Genomic DNA, 18,675 nt, shown 5'->3' on the forward strand with positions numbered 1-18,675 from the left:
CAGCGGGCGGCGTTCCGTCTAGAGCTTCGCCAGCGGGCGCGTAGCCACAGCCTCGGCGGCCCGCCCCAATCGAAGTTCGGAGACAATGCGTTTCGTCGTGGTCGCGGCCCTCTCGTGCCAGCAATATCTCGCCATCGCCCTGATCTATGCCGCCGTGCCCGTGATCATGCGGCAGGGCGGCGCGCCGCTGGAGCTGATCGGCCTGTTCGGCACGGTGTTCTTCGCCTTCTCGGTCAACTTCCTCTGGGCTCCCCTGGTCGATCGCTACAGTCTGGGCCCATTGGGACTGCGGCGGTCGTGGATATTCGCCATGCAGCTCGGCAGCGCTGCGCTGGTGGCGCTCATGGCCAGCCGAGATCCCGACCATGATTATCTTGCGATTCTCGCGCTCAGCCTCGGGCTCGCCACGCTGGCGGCGACGCAGCGTATCGCCACGCTCGGCTATCTGGCGGAGGCGCTGGACGCGACGGAGCGACCGCTGGGGACGGCCCTGTTCGGCTGGGGCGGCGCACTCGGCAACGTCATCGGCGGTGCTCTTTGCCTGCATCTCATCACCATCGTGGGCTGGCAGCCGGCCCTGCTCGGCTTCGCCGGCCTCCTCGCCGTCTTTGCCGCCGCGATCCCGCTGGTGCCGGAGCCGATGGGGCATGCGGGACGGACGGCCCCGCCGACGCCGCTGCTCGGCATCATCGCCAGCGCGCGGCTATGGCGCGCTGTCGCCGTCGTCTCGCCGGCCGTCTTCGGGATCGCCGTGGCCTTTGCGATGGCGCAGCCACGGCTGGTCGATCTCCAGTTCGGTGCCATCGACATCGGCTACATCGGCGGCACCGCCAACATCGCCACCTTCACGATCGTCGGCCCGCTCACCGCCTATGCCGTCGCCAAGGTGGCGCCTGGCCGGGCGGTCTTCGGCGCCTGCGGGCTGCTCGCCGTGGGCTTTGCGCTGCTGGTCCTGACCGAGCAAGGGCCGACGGCGAGCCTGCACGCGGTGCTGAGCATCGCCGCCATCTTCTCGGCCCTGGCCATCCAGCACGTCGCATTCACCTCGTGGTTCCTCTCGCTCGCCAAGCCCGGCGAAGCAGCCACCGACGTGACCTTCCTCACCTCGATGATGTCGGCCGTCGCCCTGTTGGGCTTCGCCGCCAGCGGCGTCGTGGCGCAACGGCTTGGCTACGGTTCCACCCTGCTCGTCGCGGCCCTGGGCTATTTCCTCAGCGGCCTCCTCGCCCTCGCCTTCGCGCTCCACCGCCAACTCGGCGCAGATCAACCGGCGGCGGGCACGCCGTGAGCCTGCTCGCCGATGCGTTCCGGCCGTCGCGCGGATCGAGCCTGCTGAGGCCCGTGCGAGCGCCGCTCTGTCTCGCCATCCTCGTCCAGGTGCTGTCATCGGCGCTGATCCTTTCGCCGCTCGTGGGTGTGACCGAGTTGGCGCGCACCCTGCTCGCCGACGAGGCCGGCCGCAGCCGACATGCCTGGTCCATCGTCGCCTGGTCGGTCGGCGGGCTGGCCGCGGGCCTTGCGCTGCGCGGCCTCGTCCAGCTCACCACCCACCTTGCCGACAACGCTCTTTCGCTGCACCTGCGCCGCCGGCTGGCCGAACGCCTGTCGCGGGCGCCCATCGGCTGGTTCACGGCCAACAGCAGCGGCCGCGTCCGTCAAGCCATGCAGGACGACGTGGCGGCGATCCATCACCTGGTGGCGCACAGCTACGTCGATCTGACCGACGCCATGGCGACGACATCGTTCGTCTACGCCTACCTCGCGTGGGTGGATTGGCGCATGGCGCTGGTGGCTCTGGTGCCGGTGCTGGTGTTTGCAGTTCTCTACGCCCGTGTCATGGCGGCGTGCGGCGAGGAGCAGATGGCCCGCTACGGCCGGGAGCTGGAGCGGGTCAGCCACGCCGTCGTCGAGTTCGCGCAAGGTATTCCGGTCGTCAAATCCTACGGCCGGCAAGGCGAGGCCCACGCCGCCTACCGCCGGGCGGTGGACGACTTCCGGAGCTTCTTCCGCGCTTGGGCCCGCCCCCTCATCGAACCGGAAACGCTGGCGTCGATCGCCATCGCCCCGGTCACGCTGCTGCTCCTCGTGCTCGGCTGCGGCGTCGCCCTCACCGGCCTCGGATGGGTCGAGCCATGGCAGGTGTTGCCCTTCGCGGTGATCGGTCTCGGCATCTCTGTCCCGATCGTCACGCTGAGCAGCGGGGCGCAGGCGCTGCAGACGGCGCGTGCGGCCGCCGCGCGCCTCGACGCCCTGCTCGCCCTCCCCGTCCAGCCCGCGCCCGCCGGCCGACAGCGCCCCGCGGGACGTGAACTGGTCCTTGAACACGTCTGCTTTTCCTTCGGTGAACGGGAGATCCTCAAGGATGTGTCGCTGAGGCTGTCTCCGGGCACCGTAACGGCGCTCGTTGGGCCCTCCGGTTCCGGCAAATCGACGCTGGCCAAACTGCTGCTCGGCCTCGATCGGCCGTCCGGCGGCCGGATCACCCTCGGCGGCGTCGACCTCCAGGACATCGAGACGGATTATTTTCACGGGCAGATCGGCTTCGTGCCGCAGGAGGTGCGTCTGCTGCGCACCAGCATCCGCGACAACATCGCGTTGGGGCGGCCCGATGCGAGCGACGCGGAGGTGGAGGCCGCCGCCGTCGCCGCTGACATCCATCGCCGCATCCTGAAGCTTCCGCGCGGCTACCAGTCGGTCTACGGGGAGGATGCGGGCCTGTCCGGTGGCGAAGCGCAGCGTCTGAGCATCGCGCGCGCCCTGCTGCTCGATCCGCCGATCCTGGTGCTGGACGAAGCCACCGCGCAAGCCGACGCCGAGGCCGAGGCCGCGATCCAAGACGGCGTGCGTGCACTGATCGCCGACAGCCCGCATCGGACCGTGCTGATCATTACGCACCGCCTCGGCGCCATAAAGGGCGCCGATACGATCGTCGTGCTCGCGGACGGCGCGATCGTCGAGGCGGGCGCCCATGAGGCGCTGACGCGACGCGACGGTGCCTACGCGCGCATGTGGCGCGCGCTCGATACATCCACCGGTTCGACGGCCGCGGCATGATCCTGTCTCGCCTGTCCAGGCTGCTGTCCGCCAACGATGGCGCGCGACTAACTGGCTACGTGCGCTGGAGCCTTGCCTATTGCATCGCGCAGGGTGTCACCTTGGCACTTGCCGCCCCCATTGTCGGCGCGCTGCTCGAAGGCGAGACCGCGCGGGCGGCGGCCTGGCTGGTGCCGCTGTTGATCGGGACAACCGTGACGTGGCAGCTTCAATACACGTCCGTCCGGGGCGGCTTCGAGATCGCGCTGGCCCTGCTCGACACGCTTCGCCACCGCATCGGCGAGCACGTGGTCGCGCTACCGCTGGGCTGGTTCACGCCCGCCAACGTCGGTCGCCTGAGCGTGACATTGGGGCAGGGTGTGATGGACATCCTCGGGCTGCCGGCCCATCAGCTCACGCCCCTGATGCGTGCGGTCGTCACGCCCGCCGTGTTGATCGTGACGCTCGCCCTCTACGACGGGCACATGGCGCTTGCGGCCGCGATCGTCACGCCTGCGCTCGCTGCGACTTATTGGTGGGCCGGACGGTTGGGGCGCTCCGTCGACAGTTCCGCCCACGCAGCGACCGCGGAAGCCGGCGAACGCATGGTCGAGTTCGCGCAAAGCCAGCTCATCCTGCGGGCGTTCGGCTGCGGCGACCATGGGCACGCCGCCTTCGACCGGGCGCTCGTCACGCAGAACCGCGCAAAGCGCCGCCAGCTCTGGGTCGTCTTGCCGCCCCTGCTCGCAAATTCATGGGTCGCTCAGCTCAGCTTCCTGAGCCTGATGGCGTGCGCCACGGCCCTGGCGCTGGAGGACAGCGAACCCCATCGCATCGCGATGCTCGTCGCGATGCTCGTGCTGGTCAACCGGATCGTCGAACCGCTGACCGAAGTCGCCATTTACAGCGCCGGCATCCGGATGGCGTCGGCTCACATCGATGCGGTCGAGACAATCCTCGCGGCTCGTGCGCTGCCGGTGCCGACTGTGCCGGCGCCGCCGCCCACACGATGCGATATCGCCTTCCACAAGGTCAGCTTTGCCTACAGCCCGGACCTGCCCGTTCTCGACGGGCTCGATCTCACGCTACCTGCTTGCACGACGACAGGCCTCGTCGGCGCGTCGGGGGCTGGCAAAAGCACGATCCTGCGGCTGATCGCGCGCTTCTGGGACCCTGACGAGGGCTCGATCCAGATCGGCGGCGTCGAGCTGCATCGCCTGGACCGCGCCGACTTGATGAGCCTGATCGCGCCCGTGTTCCAGGAGACCTATCTGTTCTCCGGCACGCTGCGCGACAACGTGCTGCTCGGGCGCCCCGATGCCAGCGAGGCGGAGCTGCGGGAGGCCGCCGGGCTGTCCCGGCTGGACGACGTGGTCGTGCGCCTGCCAGCCGGCTGGGACAGCCCGGTCGGCGAAGGCGGGACACTGTTGTCGGGTGGGGAGCGCCAGCGGGTGGCTGTCGCGCGCGCACTGCTGAAGGGCGCGCCCATCCTGCTCTTCGACGAGGCGACTGGTGCGCTGGACCCCGAAAGCCAGGCGGCCGTCGCCGATGGACTGCGCCGCCTGCACGGCCGCGCGACGATGCTGGTGATCAGCCATCAGCTTGAGACGTTGTCGCACGTGGACCGTATCGCGGTGCTCGATCGAGGCCGTGTCGTCGAAGAGGGCACCCACGACGAGCTTGTCGCTCTGGGGGGACGGTACGTCGAGTTCCGCAATGCCCGCGCCGCCGCCGAAGGATGGTCGCTGCCCACCCGCAGGGAGCCGGCCCGGAACCGCCCGGGCTGACGCCGCCGCCGGGGCGGCGCCCCTTACTCGGCCGCCTGGGCCACCTCGGGCGCCGGATTGCGGAACACCGCGAGCAGCGCCGCCTCGTTCTCCTTGGCGGTCTTCAGGTTGCGCTCCTTCACGTGGCCAAAGCCGCGGATCTGTTCGGGAATCCTGGCCAGATCGACAGCCGCCTTCTGGTTGGCCGGCGTCAGTCCGGCGAGGATCTCGCGGATCAGGGCCTCGTAGTCGGTGACGAGCTTGCGCTCGGTGCGCCGCTCGTGGCTGTAGCCGAAGATGTCGAGCGGCCCGCCGCGCAGACCCTTCAGCCGCGCCAGCAGCCTGAAGGCATGGAACACCCACGGCCCGAAGGAGCGTTTCTTCAGCTCGCCTGTGTGCGGATCACGCGGCGAGAACAGCGGGGGCGCCAGGTAGACCTTGAGCGTGTAGTCCCCGTCGAACTGCCGCCCGAGCTTCTCCTTGAACGCCGGATCGGTGTAGAGCCGCGCCACCTCGTATTCGTCCTTGTAGGCCATCAGCTTGAACAGGTTGTGGGCGACGGCCTCGGTGAGATCACGGCGGCTGCCGCGGGCCGCCTCGACCCGCTCGACCTCCGCGACAAGGGCCCGGTAGCGCTCCGCGTAGGCGCCATCCTGATAGGCGGTCAGGAACTCGGTCCGCCGGGCGACGACCTCGGCAATGGTCGGCGCCTGGAGCAACGGCGGCGCGAGCAGCGGCCGCACGATGGTCTCGACCTCGGCCGGGGCATGAGCCGCCAGCCGGCCCCAGGCGAAGGCCCGCTTGTTCATGTCGACCGCGGCGCCGTTGAGCTCGATCGCCCGCTCGATGGCGTCCAGCGACAGAGGCACCAGCCCGCGTTGGAAGGCATAGCCCAGCATGAACAGGTTGGTGGCGATGGAATCGCCCATGAGCGCGGTCGCGAGTTCCGTGCCGTCGAGGAAGTCGACGCCCTTCTCGCCCACCGCCTGGCGCAGCGACCGCTTCATCGCGGCGGCCTCGAAATCCACATCCGGATTGATGACGAAGCCGGCTGTGGGCTGCAGGTAGTCGTTGATCACGGCGCGAGTGACGCCGCCCTCCACTTTCGATAGCGCGGCGGCACTCGCGGCGACCACCATGTCGCAACCGAGCAGCAGGTCGGCACCGCCCGGCGCGATGCGCACGGCCGCCAGGTCCTCGGGCTCGGCGGCCAGCCGCACGTGGCTCATGACGGCGCCGTTCTTTTGCGACAGGCCGGTGAAGTCGAGCACGGTGCAGCCCTTGCCCTCCAGGTGAGCGGCCATGCCGAGCAGGGCCCCGACGGTGATGACGCCGGTGCCGCCGATGCCGGTCACCAAGACGCCGTACGGCTCGATCAGCGGCTTGGACTTCGGCAGCGGCAGCTCGGCGAAGGGGTCGCGCTCCGCCGCCACGGCCGCGTGGCCCTGGGCGGAGGGCTTGGTGAGCTTGCGCAGGGAGCCGCCGTGAACGGTGACGAAGCTCGGGCAGAAGCCGTTGACGCAGGAATAGTCCTTGTTGCAGTTCGACTGGTCGATCTGCCGCTTGCGGCCGAACTCGGTCTCCAGAGGCTTGACCGAGACGCAGTTCGACTTGACCGAGCAGTCGCCGCAGCCCTCGCAGACCAGATCGTTGATGAAGACGCGCTTGGCCGGATCGGGATAGAGGCCGCGCTTGCGGCGCCGGCGCTTCTCGGCCGCGCAGGTCTGATCGTAGATCAGCACGGTGACGCCGTCGGTCTCGCGCAGCTCGCGCTGCACGTGGTCGAGATCGTCGCGGTGGAAGATGTCGGTACGCGGGGGGAAGTAACCGGCCGGCGGGTATTTCTCCGGCTCGTCGGACAGCACGACGAGGCGCTTGATGCCTTCCGCCGCCACCTGGGCCGCGATCTGGCCGACGGTGAAGGCCCCTTCTGCCGGCTGGCCGCCGGTCATGGCGACCGCGTCGTTGTAGAGGATCTTGTAGGTGATGTTGACGTTCGCCGCGACGGCGGCGCGGATCGCCAGGATACCCGAGTGGGTATAGGTGCCGTCGCCCAGGTTCTGGAAGATGTGCGGCTCGTCGGTGAACGGGGCCTGGCCGATCCAGTTCGTGCCCTCGGCGCCCATGTGGGTGATCATCGAGGTGCGGCGGGCCGGGATATACATGGCCATGGCATGGCAGCCGATGCCCGCCAGAGCCCGCGATCCGTCCGGCACCTTGGTCGAGGTGTTGTGCGGGCAGCCCGAGCAGAAGAAGGGCGAGCGGACCGTCTTGGTGGCCGGCGTGGCGCCGATCTGCTCGAAGGAGGCGAGGCGCGCCAGGCGCTGCTCGAGGGCCGGGTCCTGGTGGCCGAGCCGCTTCAGCCGCGAGACGATGGCGCCGGCCACCAGCGTCGGCGACAGCTCGCCTTCGCTCGGCAGCAGCACGGCACCGGCCTCGTCGCGCTTGCCGACGATGGTCGGGCGCCGGTCGGCATCCATGTTGTAGAGGTATTTGACGAGCTGATCTTCGACGAAGCCGCGCTTCTCCTCGACGACGATCACGTCGGTGAGCCCTTCGGCGAAACGCAGCGCGCCCTCGCGCTCGAGCGGCCAGGTGAGGCCCACCTTGTAGATCCGGATGCCCAGCGCGCTCGCCTGGGCATCGGAGATGCCGAGGTCGGCGAGCGCCTGACGGGCATCGAGGTGCGCCTTGCCGGTGGTGAGGATGCCGAGGCGGGGCGGCGTGCCCGGCGCGCTGTCGAGCACGATGCGATCGATGGCGTTGGCGCGGACGAAAGCGGCCACGGCCGCCATGCGCGCGCGGTGGAGGCGCGCCTCCATCACCAACGGCGTGTCGCCGACACGGATGTTCAACCCGTCCGGGGGCATCTCGAAATCGTCCGGCCGCACGATCTGGATACGGGTAGGATCGACACGGACCGAGGCGGAGCTCTCGACCGCCTCCGAAATCGCCTTGAAGCCCACCCAGCAGCCCGAGTAGCGCGAGAGTGCAAAGCCGATCAGCCCGAAATCCAGATACTCCTGTACGGTCGCCGGGTTGAGGATCGGCATCATCGCCGCCTCGAAGACGTGCTCGCTCTGGTGCGCCAGGGTCGACGACTGGCAGCCGTGGTCGTCGCCCGCGAGCGCCAACACGCCGCCGTTCGGCGAGGTGCCGGCTGCATTGGCATGCTTCAGCGCATCGACGGAACGGTCGACCCCGGGGCCCTTGCCGTACCACATGCCGAAGACGCCGTCGTAGCGGGCGCCGGAAAACAGGCCGACCTGCTGGCTGCCCCAGACGGCGGTGGCCGCCAAATCCTCGTTGAGACCTGGTTCGAAGTGGATGTGCTCCGCCTTGAGCAGCTTCTTCGCCTGCCAGAGAGCGTTGTCGTACATGCCGAGCGGCGAGCCGCGGTAGCCGGAGATGAAGCCGGCGGTGTTCAGGCCTGCGGCCAGATCGCGCTGGCGCTGCAGCATCGGCAGGCGCACGAGGGCCTGAATGCCGGAAAGATAGATGCGGCCCGAAGGCAGCGTGTACTTGTCCTGGAGCGTGACGTTCGCGAGAGCTGTCATGGTTCGCACCCGTTGGCGGTGGCGGTCATGCCCTTAAGAGATGGGAGTCTCGACCCTCGATCGCCACTATCAAAGAGTCGCATAATCCCACATTGTAGGATAACATTCCGTATTACGAGATGCTAGAAATCTTCCAGAGGAGTGTCAATCTTGGACGCTGCGGACGACGTCGCGCCGCCGGAGAACGCGCTGGAGCAGGCGGCAAGGCCGGACGTGAAGGGGGCGCAAAGCCTCTTCCGCGCTCTCGATCTGCTCGAATCGGTCGGCGCCAGGCCCAGGGACCTGGCAGAACTCTCAGGCCGGCTCGGGCTGTCGAAGAGCACGTGCCATCGCCTGGCCTCGGCGCTGGTGCAGCGGCGTTATCTGAGCTTCACCGCCGGCGAAGGCTACGCGCTGGGCCCGAAGCTCCTGGAACTCGGCTTTCTCGGACAGGCGCAGCACAGCATCGTCAAATGCGCCAGGCCGATCCTTCAGTCCCTCTGTCACGAGACTGGCGACACGGTCCATCTGGCGACCCTCGACGGCGGCAGCATGCTATTCGTCGACAAGCTGTCGGGCCGTCGCCGCTTCGAGTTCAGGTCACGCGTGGGTGAGCGCTATCCGATCGCGCCGACCGCAGTCGGCAAGGCGCTGGTCCTCGATCAGGACGCCGCCTCCTGGCGCTCCTACTATGACGCCGTAGGCGACATCATGCGACCGGTCGTCGACGTCGAAAGCTGGCTCAGGGCGTTCCACGCTTATGTGGAAAGCGGCTACACGCTCGATCGTCAGGAGAGCGATCCCAACGCCATGTGCGTCGCCGCGCCGGTGCGCGCGGCCGGCGGCAAGATCATCGCGGCGATCAGCGTCTCCAGCACGATCAAGCACATGGACGAGGCGCGCGTCGCCGAGGTGGCCGTGCTGGTCAAACGGGCGGCGAGCCTCGTCAGCGCCGAGTTGGGCTTCTCCGACGCCAACCCGCAGGCATCGCTACGCTGAACGGGGGCGATTGCCCGGCTTGGCAAAAAAAGCGCTCCAACTTCGATGAGTTGGAGCACCCCTGTCAGCCTGGCCGATCAAGCCGATCGGGCGATTACCTCCGGCCGCAATGGCGCTACCCGAATTCGGCGCGGCCGTTGTTGAGCACGACGACGTCGCGCTCGGCGACCTTGGCGCGGAACGACACCGCCCCGCCCTCGCCTTTCCAGATCTCGGTGACGATGGTCTCGCCCGGATAGACCGGCGAGGTGAAGCGCACGTCCATACGACGCAGGCTCTCCGGCTTGGAGCCGCCGACGGCCTGCAGCAGCGCACGACCGGCGACGCCGTAGGTGCACAGACCGTGCAGGATCGGGGCCTTGAAGCCCCCGGCGGCCGCCACCTTGGGGTCGGCATGCAGCGGGTTGTAGTCGCCCGAGAGGCGATAGATCAGCGCTGCCTGCGGTAGCGTCGGGATGGAGACGCTGAGATCGGGCGCGCGCTCCGGCATCGCATGCGGTGCAGGTGCCGGGCCGCTCGAGCCGCCAAAGCCACCATCGCCGCGCAGGAAGCTGGTGCCGCTGACCCGGCACAGCAGATCGCCGGACTTCTTGTCAATGACGTCGCGATCGGAGAGCAGCAATGCGCCCTTGCCCGCGCCCTTGTCGATGATGCCGGTGACGCGCGTGCGGCCGATGACCGTGCCCTCGGCCGGCAGCGGCTTGAACACCTCAAGGCCCTGCTCGCCGTGCAGGACCTTCTTCCAATCGACGCCGGTCGCCGGGTCCTTCACCCAGAAGCCTGGATAGCCCAGCACCACCGCCATGGTCGGCAGCGCGGCCAGGTTCTCCTCGTAGACGAAACGCAGCTGCGCCTCGTCCAGCGGGTCCGCGCCGAGGCCGAGCCCCAGGGCGTACAGGATGGTGTCACGCGCGGTGTAGGTGTGCTCGAGGTCTTCGAACGGCCAGTTCAGAAGTCGCTCGGGATCGATCGGCATCGGAACGCTCCTCCTTGAGCCCGCTTGTTGCTGCTTCATTGATGTGTCTTGGCCGGACCTTGTCACAGCGCCCGGCCTCGATCAATCTGCGAAAATGATTTTTGCAATGCGCGCCGGCAACAGCGAGCCCCCGGCTCGGCAGGATATCGGAGCGGCCGGGACAAACGCCGGCGCAGCGCGCATGACTGGTTGCCAGAGCCGGCAAATGTGTACAAGACGCGCGCAGGTGGCGCGGCGCAAAGGGAGCGAATGCCGAAGACCAAGCTGAACCAGGCGCCCGAACGCGACCGACCCGCCCCCGTCACCGGGAACGAAGGCGCCATCGACGGCGCCCCGGTCCCGGCAAGCCCGCGGGCCGCCCGCGAAAGCGACGGGCGGACGGCGACCCGCCGGCCGCGGGAGGGCGCGGCCGATGCCGAGGGCGGGCGGCTGTTCGTCGCCGCGCTGGCGCGCGGTCTCGAGGTGCTCGGCGCCTTTCGCGCCCGTGACGGGGCGCTGGGCAATCAGGAGCTCGCCGAGCGCACCGGCCTGCCCAAGCCCACCATCTCCCGCATCACCCACACGCTGATGCAGCTGGGCTATCTCACCTACAATCCGCGCCTGGCCAATTACGAGCTCGGGGCACGCACGCTCTCGCTGGCGTTCGCGGCGCTGTCCAACCTCGACATCCGGCGCATCGCGCGTCCGCTGATGCAGACCCTGGCCGACAGCGGCAACATGAACATCTCGCTCAGCCTGCGTGATCGCCTTCAGATCCTAGCGGTCGAAACTTGCGAGGGCTCCGCACTCATCGGTCTCAGGCTGCCGGCGGGCACGCGCATGCCGATCGGCAATACCTCCATGGGCAAGGCCTGGCTCGCCAGCGCGCCTGAGCCGGAACGGGCTACCGTCCTCGACGCACTGCGGCGCCAGGCGCCAGACGACTGGCCGCGCCTCAAGCGCGCCGTCGAGCTGGCCGTCACCGAGGTGGCGGAACATGGCTATTGCACGTCGATTGGCGAGTGGCAGCGCGACATCAACGGAGCCGCCGCCCCGATCGTCATGCCGGATGGCCGCGGCGTCTACGTGCTGGCGCTCGGCGGCCCGGCCTATCTGCTCAGCGAGGAGCAGATCGCCGGCCGCTACGGCCGGATGCTCGCCGACACCGCCAGCCAGATCGCCGCCCAGATCGGCGGCTCCGCCCAGGCCGAAGCCGTTCCCTGACGGCCGGACGACTTGCGCCTCCCGCGCCGGCGCACCATAGGACGATGGCAACGGCAGCAGGGGAGGTCGTGAGCGATGATCGACATCGAGGATAGCCGGACGTGGGTGCTACCCCAGATGTTGGCGGTCCGCGCCGCGTCCCATGCCGACAAGCGCTTCGTCCAGATTGTCGACGGCGATGCCCTCACCTTCGCCGAGGCCGCACATGACGCGGACAAGGTCGCGGGCCACCTGTTGGCGCTGGGCGTGTCGCCCGGCGACAAGGTGGCGGTGTTCGTTCGCAACAGCCTGGATTTCGTCCGCGCCTGGACCGGGCTCGGCCGCCTCGCGGCGGTGTGCGTGCTGCTGAACACCGAGCTCAAGGGCGCGTTCCTCGCCCATCAGCTGGAGAATTGCGGTGCCGCCGTCGCCATCGTCGGGGCCGACCTGCTGCCGGTGCTGGCCGACATCGCGCCGCGCCTGTCGGCGCTCCGCACGGTTCTCGTCGCCGAGGACGAAGCAGTGCCGGGCGAGGCTCCCTCCGGCTGGAACCTGCTGCCCTTCTCCGGCTGGCGGCGAGCGGCCACTTACGACGGACCGATGCCGCAGGCGCACGACATCGCCGCCATCATGTACACCTCGGGCACCACCGGCCCGGCCAAGGGCGTGCTCATGCCCCAGGCTCACTGTTTCCTGTTCGGCTTCGGCGCCGTCGATTGCCTGAAGGTCAGCGAGGCCGACACCTATTACATCGTGCTGCCGCTGTTCCACGCCAACGGCCTGTTCATGCAGCTCTACGCCTGCCTGATCGCAGGTGCTACGGCGGTCGTGCGGCGCCGCTTCAGCGCCGCCGGCTGGCTGAACGACGTGCAGCGCTACGGTGCGACCATCACCAATGCGCTCGGCGTGGTCAGCGCCTTCGTCGTCGACACGCCGCCGCGACCGGACGATCGTGATCACAAGCTGCGCCTGGTGCTCGCCGCCCCCAACCCGGCCGAGCACGTCCCGGTCTGGCGGGAGCGCTTCGGCATTGCGGCCGTCAGCTCCGGGTTCGGCATGACCGAAGTCAACATCGTTGCCTGGGGCTCCGCCGAAGGCACCCTTCCGGGCTCGGCCGGCAAGCCTTACGACCGCTTCTTCGAGGTGAGCATCCGCGACCCGCAGACCGATGCCGAACTGGCCATCGGCGACGTCGGCGAGATCATGGTGCGGCCCAGGCTCGCGTCGGGCTTCATGGCGGGCTATCACGCCATGCCCGACAAGACGGTCGAGGCCTGGCGCAATCTGTGGTTCCACACGGGCGATGCCGGCCGCATTGATACCGATGGCTATCTCCACTACGTCGACCGCATCAAGGACTGCATCCGCCGTCGCGGCGAGAACATCTCGTCCTTCGAGGTCGAACAGGTGATCGCCCAGGTGCCCGGCGTCGCCGAGGTCGCCGCCTTCGCCGTGCCGGCGACGCTGAGCGGCGGCGAGGACGAGGTGATGCTCGCCGTCATTGCGCGGCCGGGCGCCAGGCTGACGCCGGAGGACATCGCCCGCCACGCCGACCCCGAGCTGCCGCGCTTTGCCCTGCCCCGCTACATCGAGATCGTCGATGCGCTGCCGAAGACGCCGACCGAAAAGGTCCGCAAGGCGGAGCTGCGCCGGCGCGGCATCGGCCCGGCGACCTGGGACCGGGAGCTGGCGAAGAGCCGGAGCGCGTGATGGCGCTCTCGAAATAGGAATGGCCGGGCAGAGCCCGGCCATTCGTCGACTATTATATGTGGGGGGCCAATCGGCCGCCGCACGTCGGGCTCAGCCGTCGTAATGGCCGACGATCGAGATCGAGCAGACGTTCTGATGGGGCAGGCCTCCCAGATTGTGGGTGAGGCCCACACGCGGCAGCTCCTGGCGCTGGCGCTGGCCGGCCTTGCCCTGCATCTGCAGATACATCTCGTAGATCATGCGCAGGCCGGACGCTCCGATCGGGTGGCCGAAGCACTTGAGGCCGCCATCGATCTGGCACGGAATGGTGCCGTCGGCGTCGTAGAAGCCGTCGAGCACGTCATGCACGGCACGGCCCTCCGGTGAGATGTGCAGGTCTTCCATGGTGACCAGCTCGGTCACGGAGAAGCAGTCATGCACCTCGATGAGGTTGACCTCATCGCGCGGGCTCTCGATCCCCGCCTCCGCATAGGCGCGCTTGGCGGCGATGCGGGTGGTGGCGAAATAGCTGCCGTCCCAGGAATTGTGCTGGGCTTCGGTGCCGTTGGAAACCGAGAGCTGCAGCGCCTTGACCGTGATCAGGTCGGTCTTGCCCAGGCTCCTGGCAATCTCCGGCGTCGTCACGATGGCGCAGGCCGAGCCGTCCGACACGCCGCAGCAGTCGAAGAGGCCGAGCGGCTCGGCGATCATCGGCGCATTGAGCACGGTATCGATGTTGATCTTGTTGCGCAGGTGCGCCTTGGGATTGCGCGCGCCGTTGTCGTGACTCTTGACCGAGATGTGCGCCATGGCGCGCTTCAAATCCTCGGGCGGCGTGCCGTGCTTGGCGCGGTAGGCCGCGGCAAGCTGGGCGAAGGACCCGGGGGCCGACAGGTTCGGCCAGGTCATGTTGTTGACCGTGCCACGCCCGCGCTGCGGCAGGCCGCCGTAGCCGGTGTCCTTGAGCTTTTCGACACCGAGCGCCAGCGCGATGTCGGCGGCACCCGAGGCGACCGCATAGACCGCTCCGCGAAAAGCCTCCGTGCCGGACGCACAGAAGTTCTCGACCCGGGTCACCGGAATGAACGGCAGGCGCAGCGCCACCGCCAGCGGCACCGCCGACTTGCCGACGTGCTGCTCCTCGATCGCGGTGCCGAGCCAGGCGGCGTCGATCTGCTTGGTCTCGATGCCCGCGTCGGCGATCGCCTCGATGTAGGCCTCGACCATCAGGTCTTCGGCGTTCATGTCCCAGCGCTCGCCGAACTTCGAGCAGCCCATTCCCAGAATAGCGACCTTGTCGCGAATACCCTTTGGCATGTCAGGTCCTCCCTGAGATCACGTTCATGAACGCGATCAATTCAGTCAGTCAGAGCATGATGCTGCACGTTTGGGGCGTCACGCTCCCGCGGATCCGCCCGCCGGCGCCGCTTTCCAGAAGTATCGGCGGAAACCGCGCTGCGTGTCGACGTCCTTGACGCGGAACATCATCCGCATCGGACGGCCGACCTCGAGGTCGCCCTCCTCGACGTCGGTGAAGTCCATCATCCAGCGGCCTCCCTCCTCGAACTGGATCATGCCGTAAGCGGCGGGAGGATCCGGCGAGTAGGTCAGCCGGTCGGCGGTGTAGGAGTTGATCTTGCCGGTCTTGTCGGCGAAAGGCTCGGGCACCTGGGTGTCGACGGCGCCGCAGTTGGGATTCACGCAGACGCGGCTCAGCGGGTACTGCAAGGTGCCGCACTTGGTGCAGTTGCCGCCCATGAAGCTGGTCACTGCGCCGCGGTTGCGCCACATGGCCGAGAGCGCCGTCAACTTATCGGCCTCCGCGCGCATACCGCGCTCGATCTCGATGACGTCGTTGAAGGCCAGGAACTTGTTGTAGTTGGCCTCCTCGCGGCGACGGGCGAGATGGCCCTTGACGCCGAGACGGCCGGTCTGCCTGGCGTTGGCGGGCGTCACCTCGAACAGCAGCGCATCGACGCCCTGTCCAAAGCCCGCCACCAGGATCTTGTCGCCGGGCTTGGCGTCTTCCAGCGCCGCCACCAGCATGACCAGCGGATGCGCCGCACCGGTCTCGCCGCACACCGCATGCAGATTGTCGCGCACCACCGCGTCGGGAATGCCGGTCGCCTTGGCGATGGTGTTGGCGAGCTTCGGCAACACCGCCGGCATACAGAAATGCGTGACGTCCGATGCCTTGAGCCCAGCCTTCTCCAGCACGCTGGCGATCGCCGGCGGCACGATGGTCATGTAGCCGGCGTCACGGATCCAGCGCTCTTCCCAGCCGTAGTCGGTGCCGGATTCGATGGTGCGATAGTGATCGACGAAGTCGGCCGAGCGGGTCGCCGACGCCAGCAGCGTGGCCACCGGCTCCCCCTCGCCGACGAGCAGGGCGGCGGCGCCATCGCCAGCCTGCATCTCCACGGGGCTCGCGGCCTTGGAATCGCGCTTCTCGGCAGCGACGACCAAGGTGTCGCCGCGGCCCGCCAAGGCCTGCAGCAGCGCCGAGGTGCCGGCACGCTGGGTCGCTGCCACATCGTTGGAGGATATCTCCTCGGGCAGGCTGAGGGCGCCCGCCACGACGCCCGCGTTCAACCGGTCGAGGAACGGGAACGTGGTCGAGGCGAACAGGAGCGCGCTCACCCCGTCGCGCTTCTGCCCCACCAGGGCATCGCGCGCGGCTTCGACCGCCATCGTCACCGGGTCTTCATCCCAGTTGCACATCGCCCGCTCGCCCTTCCCCTGGCTCTTCAGGGCGGCGTTGAACCAGGAGTTTGCCTCGGCGATGGCCTTGCGCTGCAGCCGGAGCCGCGGAATGTAGGCCCCGTAAGACAGAATGCCGTACGTCATGATTCCTCCTCGTCGACCCCGTCCTCGACCCTACCCGCGGGCCGCACCGACGAGGTCGCGGCGCGTCATTGTCGGCCCGGGCGTGGCGACACCCGGCACACGCAGGCTCAGACCGGGTCCCAGCCGAAGATGTCGGCGGAGCGGTCGAGCGGATAGAACGACGACTTCATCGCCGGCAAAGCGTGCGAGGCGATGGTCTGGGGCGTCCAGCCCTCCGAACGCTGCATGCCGCGCAGCGGCCGCGACTGGCCCATCAGGAAGATCTCGTTCATGCGGGCGGCGAAGATCTGCCCGGTGACCTCGCGCGACAGGTCGCTGGCCAGGAACACCGCCAGCGGCGCGATCTTCTCCGGACCCATGGCCTTCATGCGCTCGACGCGCAGCCGCTCCGCTTCCGACTGCGCCGGGATGGTGCCGATGAGCCGGCTCCAGGCGAATGGCGAGACGCAGTTGGAGCGCACGTTGTAGCGCGCCATGTCGAGCGCGATCGACTTCGACAGGCCGACGATGCCGAGCTTGGCCGCGGCGTAGTTGGCCTGGCCGAAATTGCCGATCAGGCCGGACGTCGAGGTGAAATGGACGAAGCTGCCGCTCTCCTGCTCACGGAAATACTGAGCGGCAGCGCGCGCCATGTAGAACGAACCGAGCAGGTGCACCTTGATGACCGTCTCGAAGTCGTGGACGCTCATCTTGTGGAAGATGCGATCGCGCAGGATGCCGGCGTTGTTCACGACACAGTCGATGCGCCCGTAGGTGTCGACCGCTGCCTTGACGATCGACTCCGCCGGTCCGGGCTCGGCCACGCTGGCGCCGTTGGCGATGGCCTCGCCGCCAGCCGCGCGGATCTCCTTGACGACGTCGGCGGCGGGGCCCGTGTCGGCGCCCTCACCTTCCGGGTCGACGCCCAGATCGTTGACGACGACCTTGCCGCCCTCCTTGGCCGCGAGCAGCGCGATGTCGCGGCCGATGCCGCGGCCCGCGCCGGTGACGACGATCACTTTACCTTCGAGGCATCCCATCCGCGCGCGCTCCCTTGAAACGAGGATTGCCAGGGCCGACCGTCGGTCAAGCCCGGCATTTGGTCTTCCTTGACACGGGGGAAACGAGCAAGTCAACGCATGCGGAATTGTTTTTCGCAATGCAGCGGACGCACGCCCCGAGCGTCGCCGAGCCTCTCACTTTCGGGGAGCGCCGTCGAGGCGTGGCCTGCGCGACGATTGACTTTCGCGCCGGCGCCCGGCGTGTGGGCCGCATGGGGGACCGGCTTCCATCGAACCGCTTCGACGTGGTCGTGCTCGGCGCAGGCGCGGCCGGGATGATGTGCGCGATCGAGGCGGGCAAGCGCGGCCGCTCGGTGCTCGTCGTCGATCATGCCTCGGCGCCCGGCGAGAAGATCCGCATCTCCGGCGGCGGCCGCTGCAATTTCACCAACCTCAATACGCAGCCGGCCAATTTCCTGTCGCAGAACCCGAGCTTCTGCATTTCCGCGCTGCGCCGCTACCGGGCGCGGGACTTCGTGGCGCTGGTCGACGCGCATGGCATCGCCTACCACGAGAAGGCCGCGGGCCAGTTGTTCTGCGACGGCTCGGCGACCCAGATCATCCAGTTGCTGACGGGCGAGATGCGCCGCCACAAGGTCGAGCTGCGGCTCGACACGGCGGTGTCGGGCGTCGAGCGCTCCGGCGATGGCTTTGCGGTGGCGTTGCGGCGGAGCCAGCGCCGGCGGGAGGGCGAAGCCGCGCCGGAGGCGGCGGAGATTGCCAGCGGCGGCTCGCTGGTGGTGGCGACGGGTGGCAAGTCGATCCCGAAGATGGGCGCCACCGGCTTCGGCTACCAGTTGGCGCAGCAGTTCGGGCTCGCCGTCGTCGAGCCGCGTCCGGCTCTGGTGCCCCTGACGCTCGATCCGCCCTCGCTGGAACGGCTGCGCCCCGCGGTCGGCGTGGCCGTGGAAGCGGCGGCGCGCCTTGGCAGGACGCAATTCGAGGACGGGATGCTGTTCACCCACCGGGGCTTGAGCGGCCCCGCCATCCTCCAGATCTCCTCGTATTGGCGCGAGGGCGACGACCTCACGCTGTCGCTCGCTCCCGGCGTCGATATTCTGGCCGAGCTCAAGGCAGCGCGCGCCGCCAATGGCCGCCAGGCGCCGCAGACGGCGCTCGCCGCACTGTTGCCCAAGCGGCTTGCCCAGTTGATCACCGAGGCGGTGCCGGGCCCGGTGCGCCTGGCCGACTGGCCCGATGCGCAGCTGCGCCGGCTCGAGGCCGCCGTGAACCGCTGGACGCTCAAACCGGCGGGATCGGAGGGCTACCGCACCGCCGAGGTCACGCTAGGCGGCGTCGACAGCCGAGGCCTCGATTCCCGCACCATGGCGGCGACGGGCGTTGCGGGGCTCTACTTCATCGGCGAGGTCGTCGACGTGACCGGCTGGCTCGGCGGCTACAATTTCCAGTGGGCCTGGTCGTCGGGTTGGTGCGCCGGCCAGGCCGTCTGACGTGTCGCCAGATTGGGTCGGCAAGCAAATTGAAACCATACTCCGCCACAAATGTCGTGCAGAGCCGAATCAAGCTGGAGTGCCAACCGACCGGCCGAACCGCCCGGTAGGATAAAAGAGCATTAACGACAAAGAGTTGGAGCACTTTCCGATCAG

12 protein-coding genes are annotated in these 18,675 nt (G+C 68.5%); 7 read left to right on the top strand and 5 right to left on the bottom strand.

The annotated features are described in order from the left end of the window. Positions 1–85 precede the first annotated feature (85 nt). Genes IEW34_RS10990 through IEW34_RS11000 form a run of 3 tightly spaced genes read left to right on the top strand, consistent with a single transcriptional unit; the run spans position 86 to position 4,820 of the window. Entirely contained in the window at positions 86–1,288 is a 1,203-nt protein-coding gene (locus IEW34_RS10990) for an MFS transporter (protein ID WP_188609195.1), read from the top strand. Further along, positions 1,285–3,054 carry an ABC transporter ATP-binding protein gene (locus IEW34_RS10995; RefSeq protein ID WP_210324483.1) on the top strand — a complete coding sequence of 590 codons (1,770 nt, stop codon included), beginning with the start codon at positions 1,285–1,287 and terminating at the stop codon, positions 3,052–3,054. Before IEW34_RS10990 ends, IEW34_RS10995 begins: the two co-directional genes overlap by 4 nt. Continuing rightward, the gene (locus IEW34_RS11000) at positions 3,051–4,820 is read left to right on the top strand and encodes an ABC transporter ATP-binding protein (RefSeq protein WP_188609196.1); all 1,770 of its coding nucleotides are present in this window, start codon (positions 3,051–3,053) and stop codon (positions 4,818–4,820) included. The genes IEW34_RS10995 and IEW34_RS11000 overlap by 4 nt, the downstream gene beginning before the upstream one ends. A gap of 23 nt (positions 4,821–4,843) precedes the next feature. On the opposite strand, the gene IEW34_RS11005 is transcribed toward IEW34_RS11000, so the two are convergent. Continuing rightward, positions 4,844–8,365 carry an indolepyruvate ferredoxin oxidoreductase family protein gene (locus tag IEW34_RS11005; protein ID WP_210324484.1) on the bottom strand — a complete coding sequence of 1,174 codons (3,522 nt, stop codon included), beginning with the start codon at positions 8,363–8,365 and terminating at the stop codon, positions 4,844–4,846. A 141-nt stretch (positions 8,366–8,506) separates the two neighbouring features. Here IEW34_RS11005 and IEW34_RS11010 point away from each other — a divergent pair, with 141 nt between their 5' ends. After that, on the top strand, positions 8,507–9,334 hold the full coding sequence (locus IEW34_RS11010) for an IclR family transcriptional regulator (protein WP_244641918.1): 828 nt from the start codon (positions 8,507–8,509) through the stop codon (positions 9,332–9,334). 115 nt (positions 9,335–9,449) lie between these two features. Here the strand turns inward: IEW34_RS11010 and IEW34_RS11015 are convergent, their stop codons facing one another. Beyond that, positions 9,450–10,310, bottom strand: coding sequence for a MaoC/PaaZ C-terminal domain-containing protein (locus IEW34_RS11015; RefSeq protein WP_188609198.1), 861 nt, complete (start codon positions 10,308–10,310; stop codon positions 9,450–9,452). Between the two features lie 249 nt (positions 10,311–10,559). On the opposite strand from IEW34_RS11015, the gene IEW34_RS11020 reads away from it, so the two are divergent. Then, the gene (locus IEW34_RS11020) at positions 10,560–11,513 is read left to right on the top strand and encodes an IclR family transcriptional regulator (protein WP_188609199.1); all 954 of its coding nucleotides are present in this window, start codon (positions 10,560–10,562) and stop codon (positions 11,511–11,513) included. 75 nt (positions 11,514–11,588) lie between these two features. Beyond that, on the top strand, positions 11,589–13,202 hold the full coding sequence (locus IEW34_RS11025) for an AMP-binding protein (RefSeq protein WP_188609200.1): 1,614 nt from the start codon (positions 11,589–11,591) through the stop codon (positions 13,200–13,202). A 90-nt stretch (positions 13,203–13,292) separates the two neighbouring features. Here the strand turns inward: IEW34_RS11025 and IEW34_RS11030 are convergent, their stop codons facing one another. The 3 genes from IEW34_RS11030 to IEW34_RS11040 form a co-directional block, all read right to left on the bottom strand. Then, positions 13,293–14,498 (bottom strand): acetyl-CoA acetyltransferase, encoded by a 1,206-nt coding sequence (locus IEW34_RS11030; RefSeq protein WP_188609201.1) that lies wholly within the window; start codon positions 14,496–14,498, stop codon positions 13,293–13,295. 78 nt (positions 14,499–14,576) lie between these two features. Next, positions 14,577–16,028, bottom strand: coding sequence for a hydroxymethylglutaryl-CoA synthase family protein (locus tag IEW34_RS11035; protein WP_188609202.1), 1,452 nt, complete (start codon positions 16,026–16,028; stop codon positions 14,577–14,579). Between the two features lie 107 nt (positions 16,029–16,135). Continuing rightward, positions 16,136–17,047: an SDR family NAD(P)-dependent oxidoreductase gene (locus IEW34_RS11040; protein WP_188609203.1), complete on the bottom strand. Its 912-nt coding sequence runs from the start codon at positions 17,045–17,047 to the stop codon at positions 16,136–16,138. Between the two features lie 233 nt (positions 17,048–17,280). Between IEW34_RS11040 and IEW34_RS11045 the strand changes: the two genes are divergently transcribed. Further along, positions 17,281–18,519 (top strand): BaiN/RdsA family NAD(P)/FAD-dependent oxidoreductase, encoded by a 1,239-nt coding sequence (locus tag IEW34_RS11045; RefSeq protein WP_188609204.1) that lies wholly within the window; start codon positions 17,281–17,283, stop codon positions 18,517–18,519. Positions 18,520–18,675 lie beyond the last annotated feature (156 nt).

This window comes from Chelatococcus reniformis, assembly GCF_014640075.1.
Classification (GTDB): Bacteria; Pseudomonadota; Alphaproteobacteria; order Rhizobiales; family Beijerinckiaceae; genus Camelimonas; species Camelimonas reniformis.

Coding starts and splice junctions, on each gene's coding strand:
- IEW34_RS10990 (WP_188609195.1), top strand. CDS start 86: ATGCGTTTCGTCGTGGTCGCGGCCCTCTCGTGCCAGCAATATCTCGCC.
- IEW34_RS11000 (WP_188609196.1), top strand. CDS start 3,051: ATGATCCTGTCTCGCCTGTCCAGGCTGCTGTCCGCCAACGATGGCGCG.
- IEW34_RS11015 (WP_188609198.1), bottom strand. CDS start 10,310: ATGCCGATCGATCCCGAGCGACTTCTGAACTGGCCGTTCGAAGACCTC.
- IEW34_RS11020 (WP_188609199.1), top strand. CDS start 10,560: ATGCCGAAGACCAAGCTGAACCAGGCGCCCGAACGCGACCGACCCGCC.
- IEW34_RS11025 (WP_188609200.1), top strand. CDS start 11,589: ATGATCGACATCGAGGATAGCCGGACGTGGGTGCTACCCCAGATGTTG.
- IEW34_RS11030 (WP_188609201.1), bottom strand. CDS start 14,498: ATGCCAAAGGGTATTCGCGACAAGGTCGCTATTCTGGGAATGGGCTGC.
- IEW34_RS11035 (WP_188609202.1), bottom strand. CDS start 16,028: ATGACGTACGGCATTCTGTCTTACGGGGCCTACATTCCGCGGCTCCGG.
- IEW34_RS11040 (WP_188609203.1), bottom strand. CDS start 17,047: ATGGGATGCCTCGAAGGTAAAGTGATCGTCGTCACCGGCGCGGGCCGC.
- IEW34_RS11045 (WP_188609204.1), top strand. CDS start 17,281: ATGGGGGACCGGCTTCCATCGAACCGCTTCGACGTGGTCGTGCTCGGC.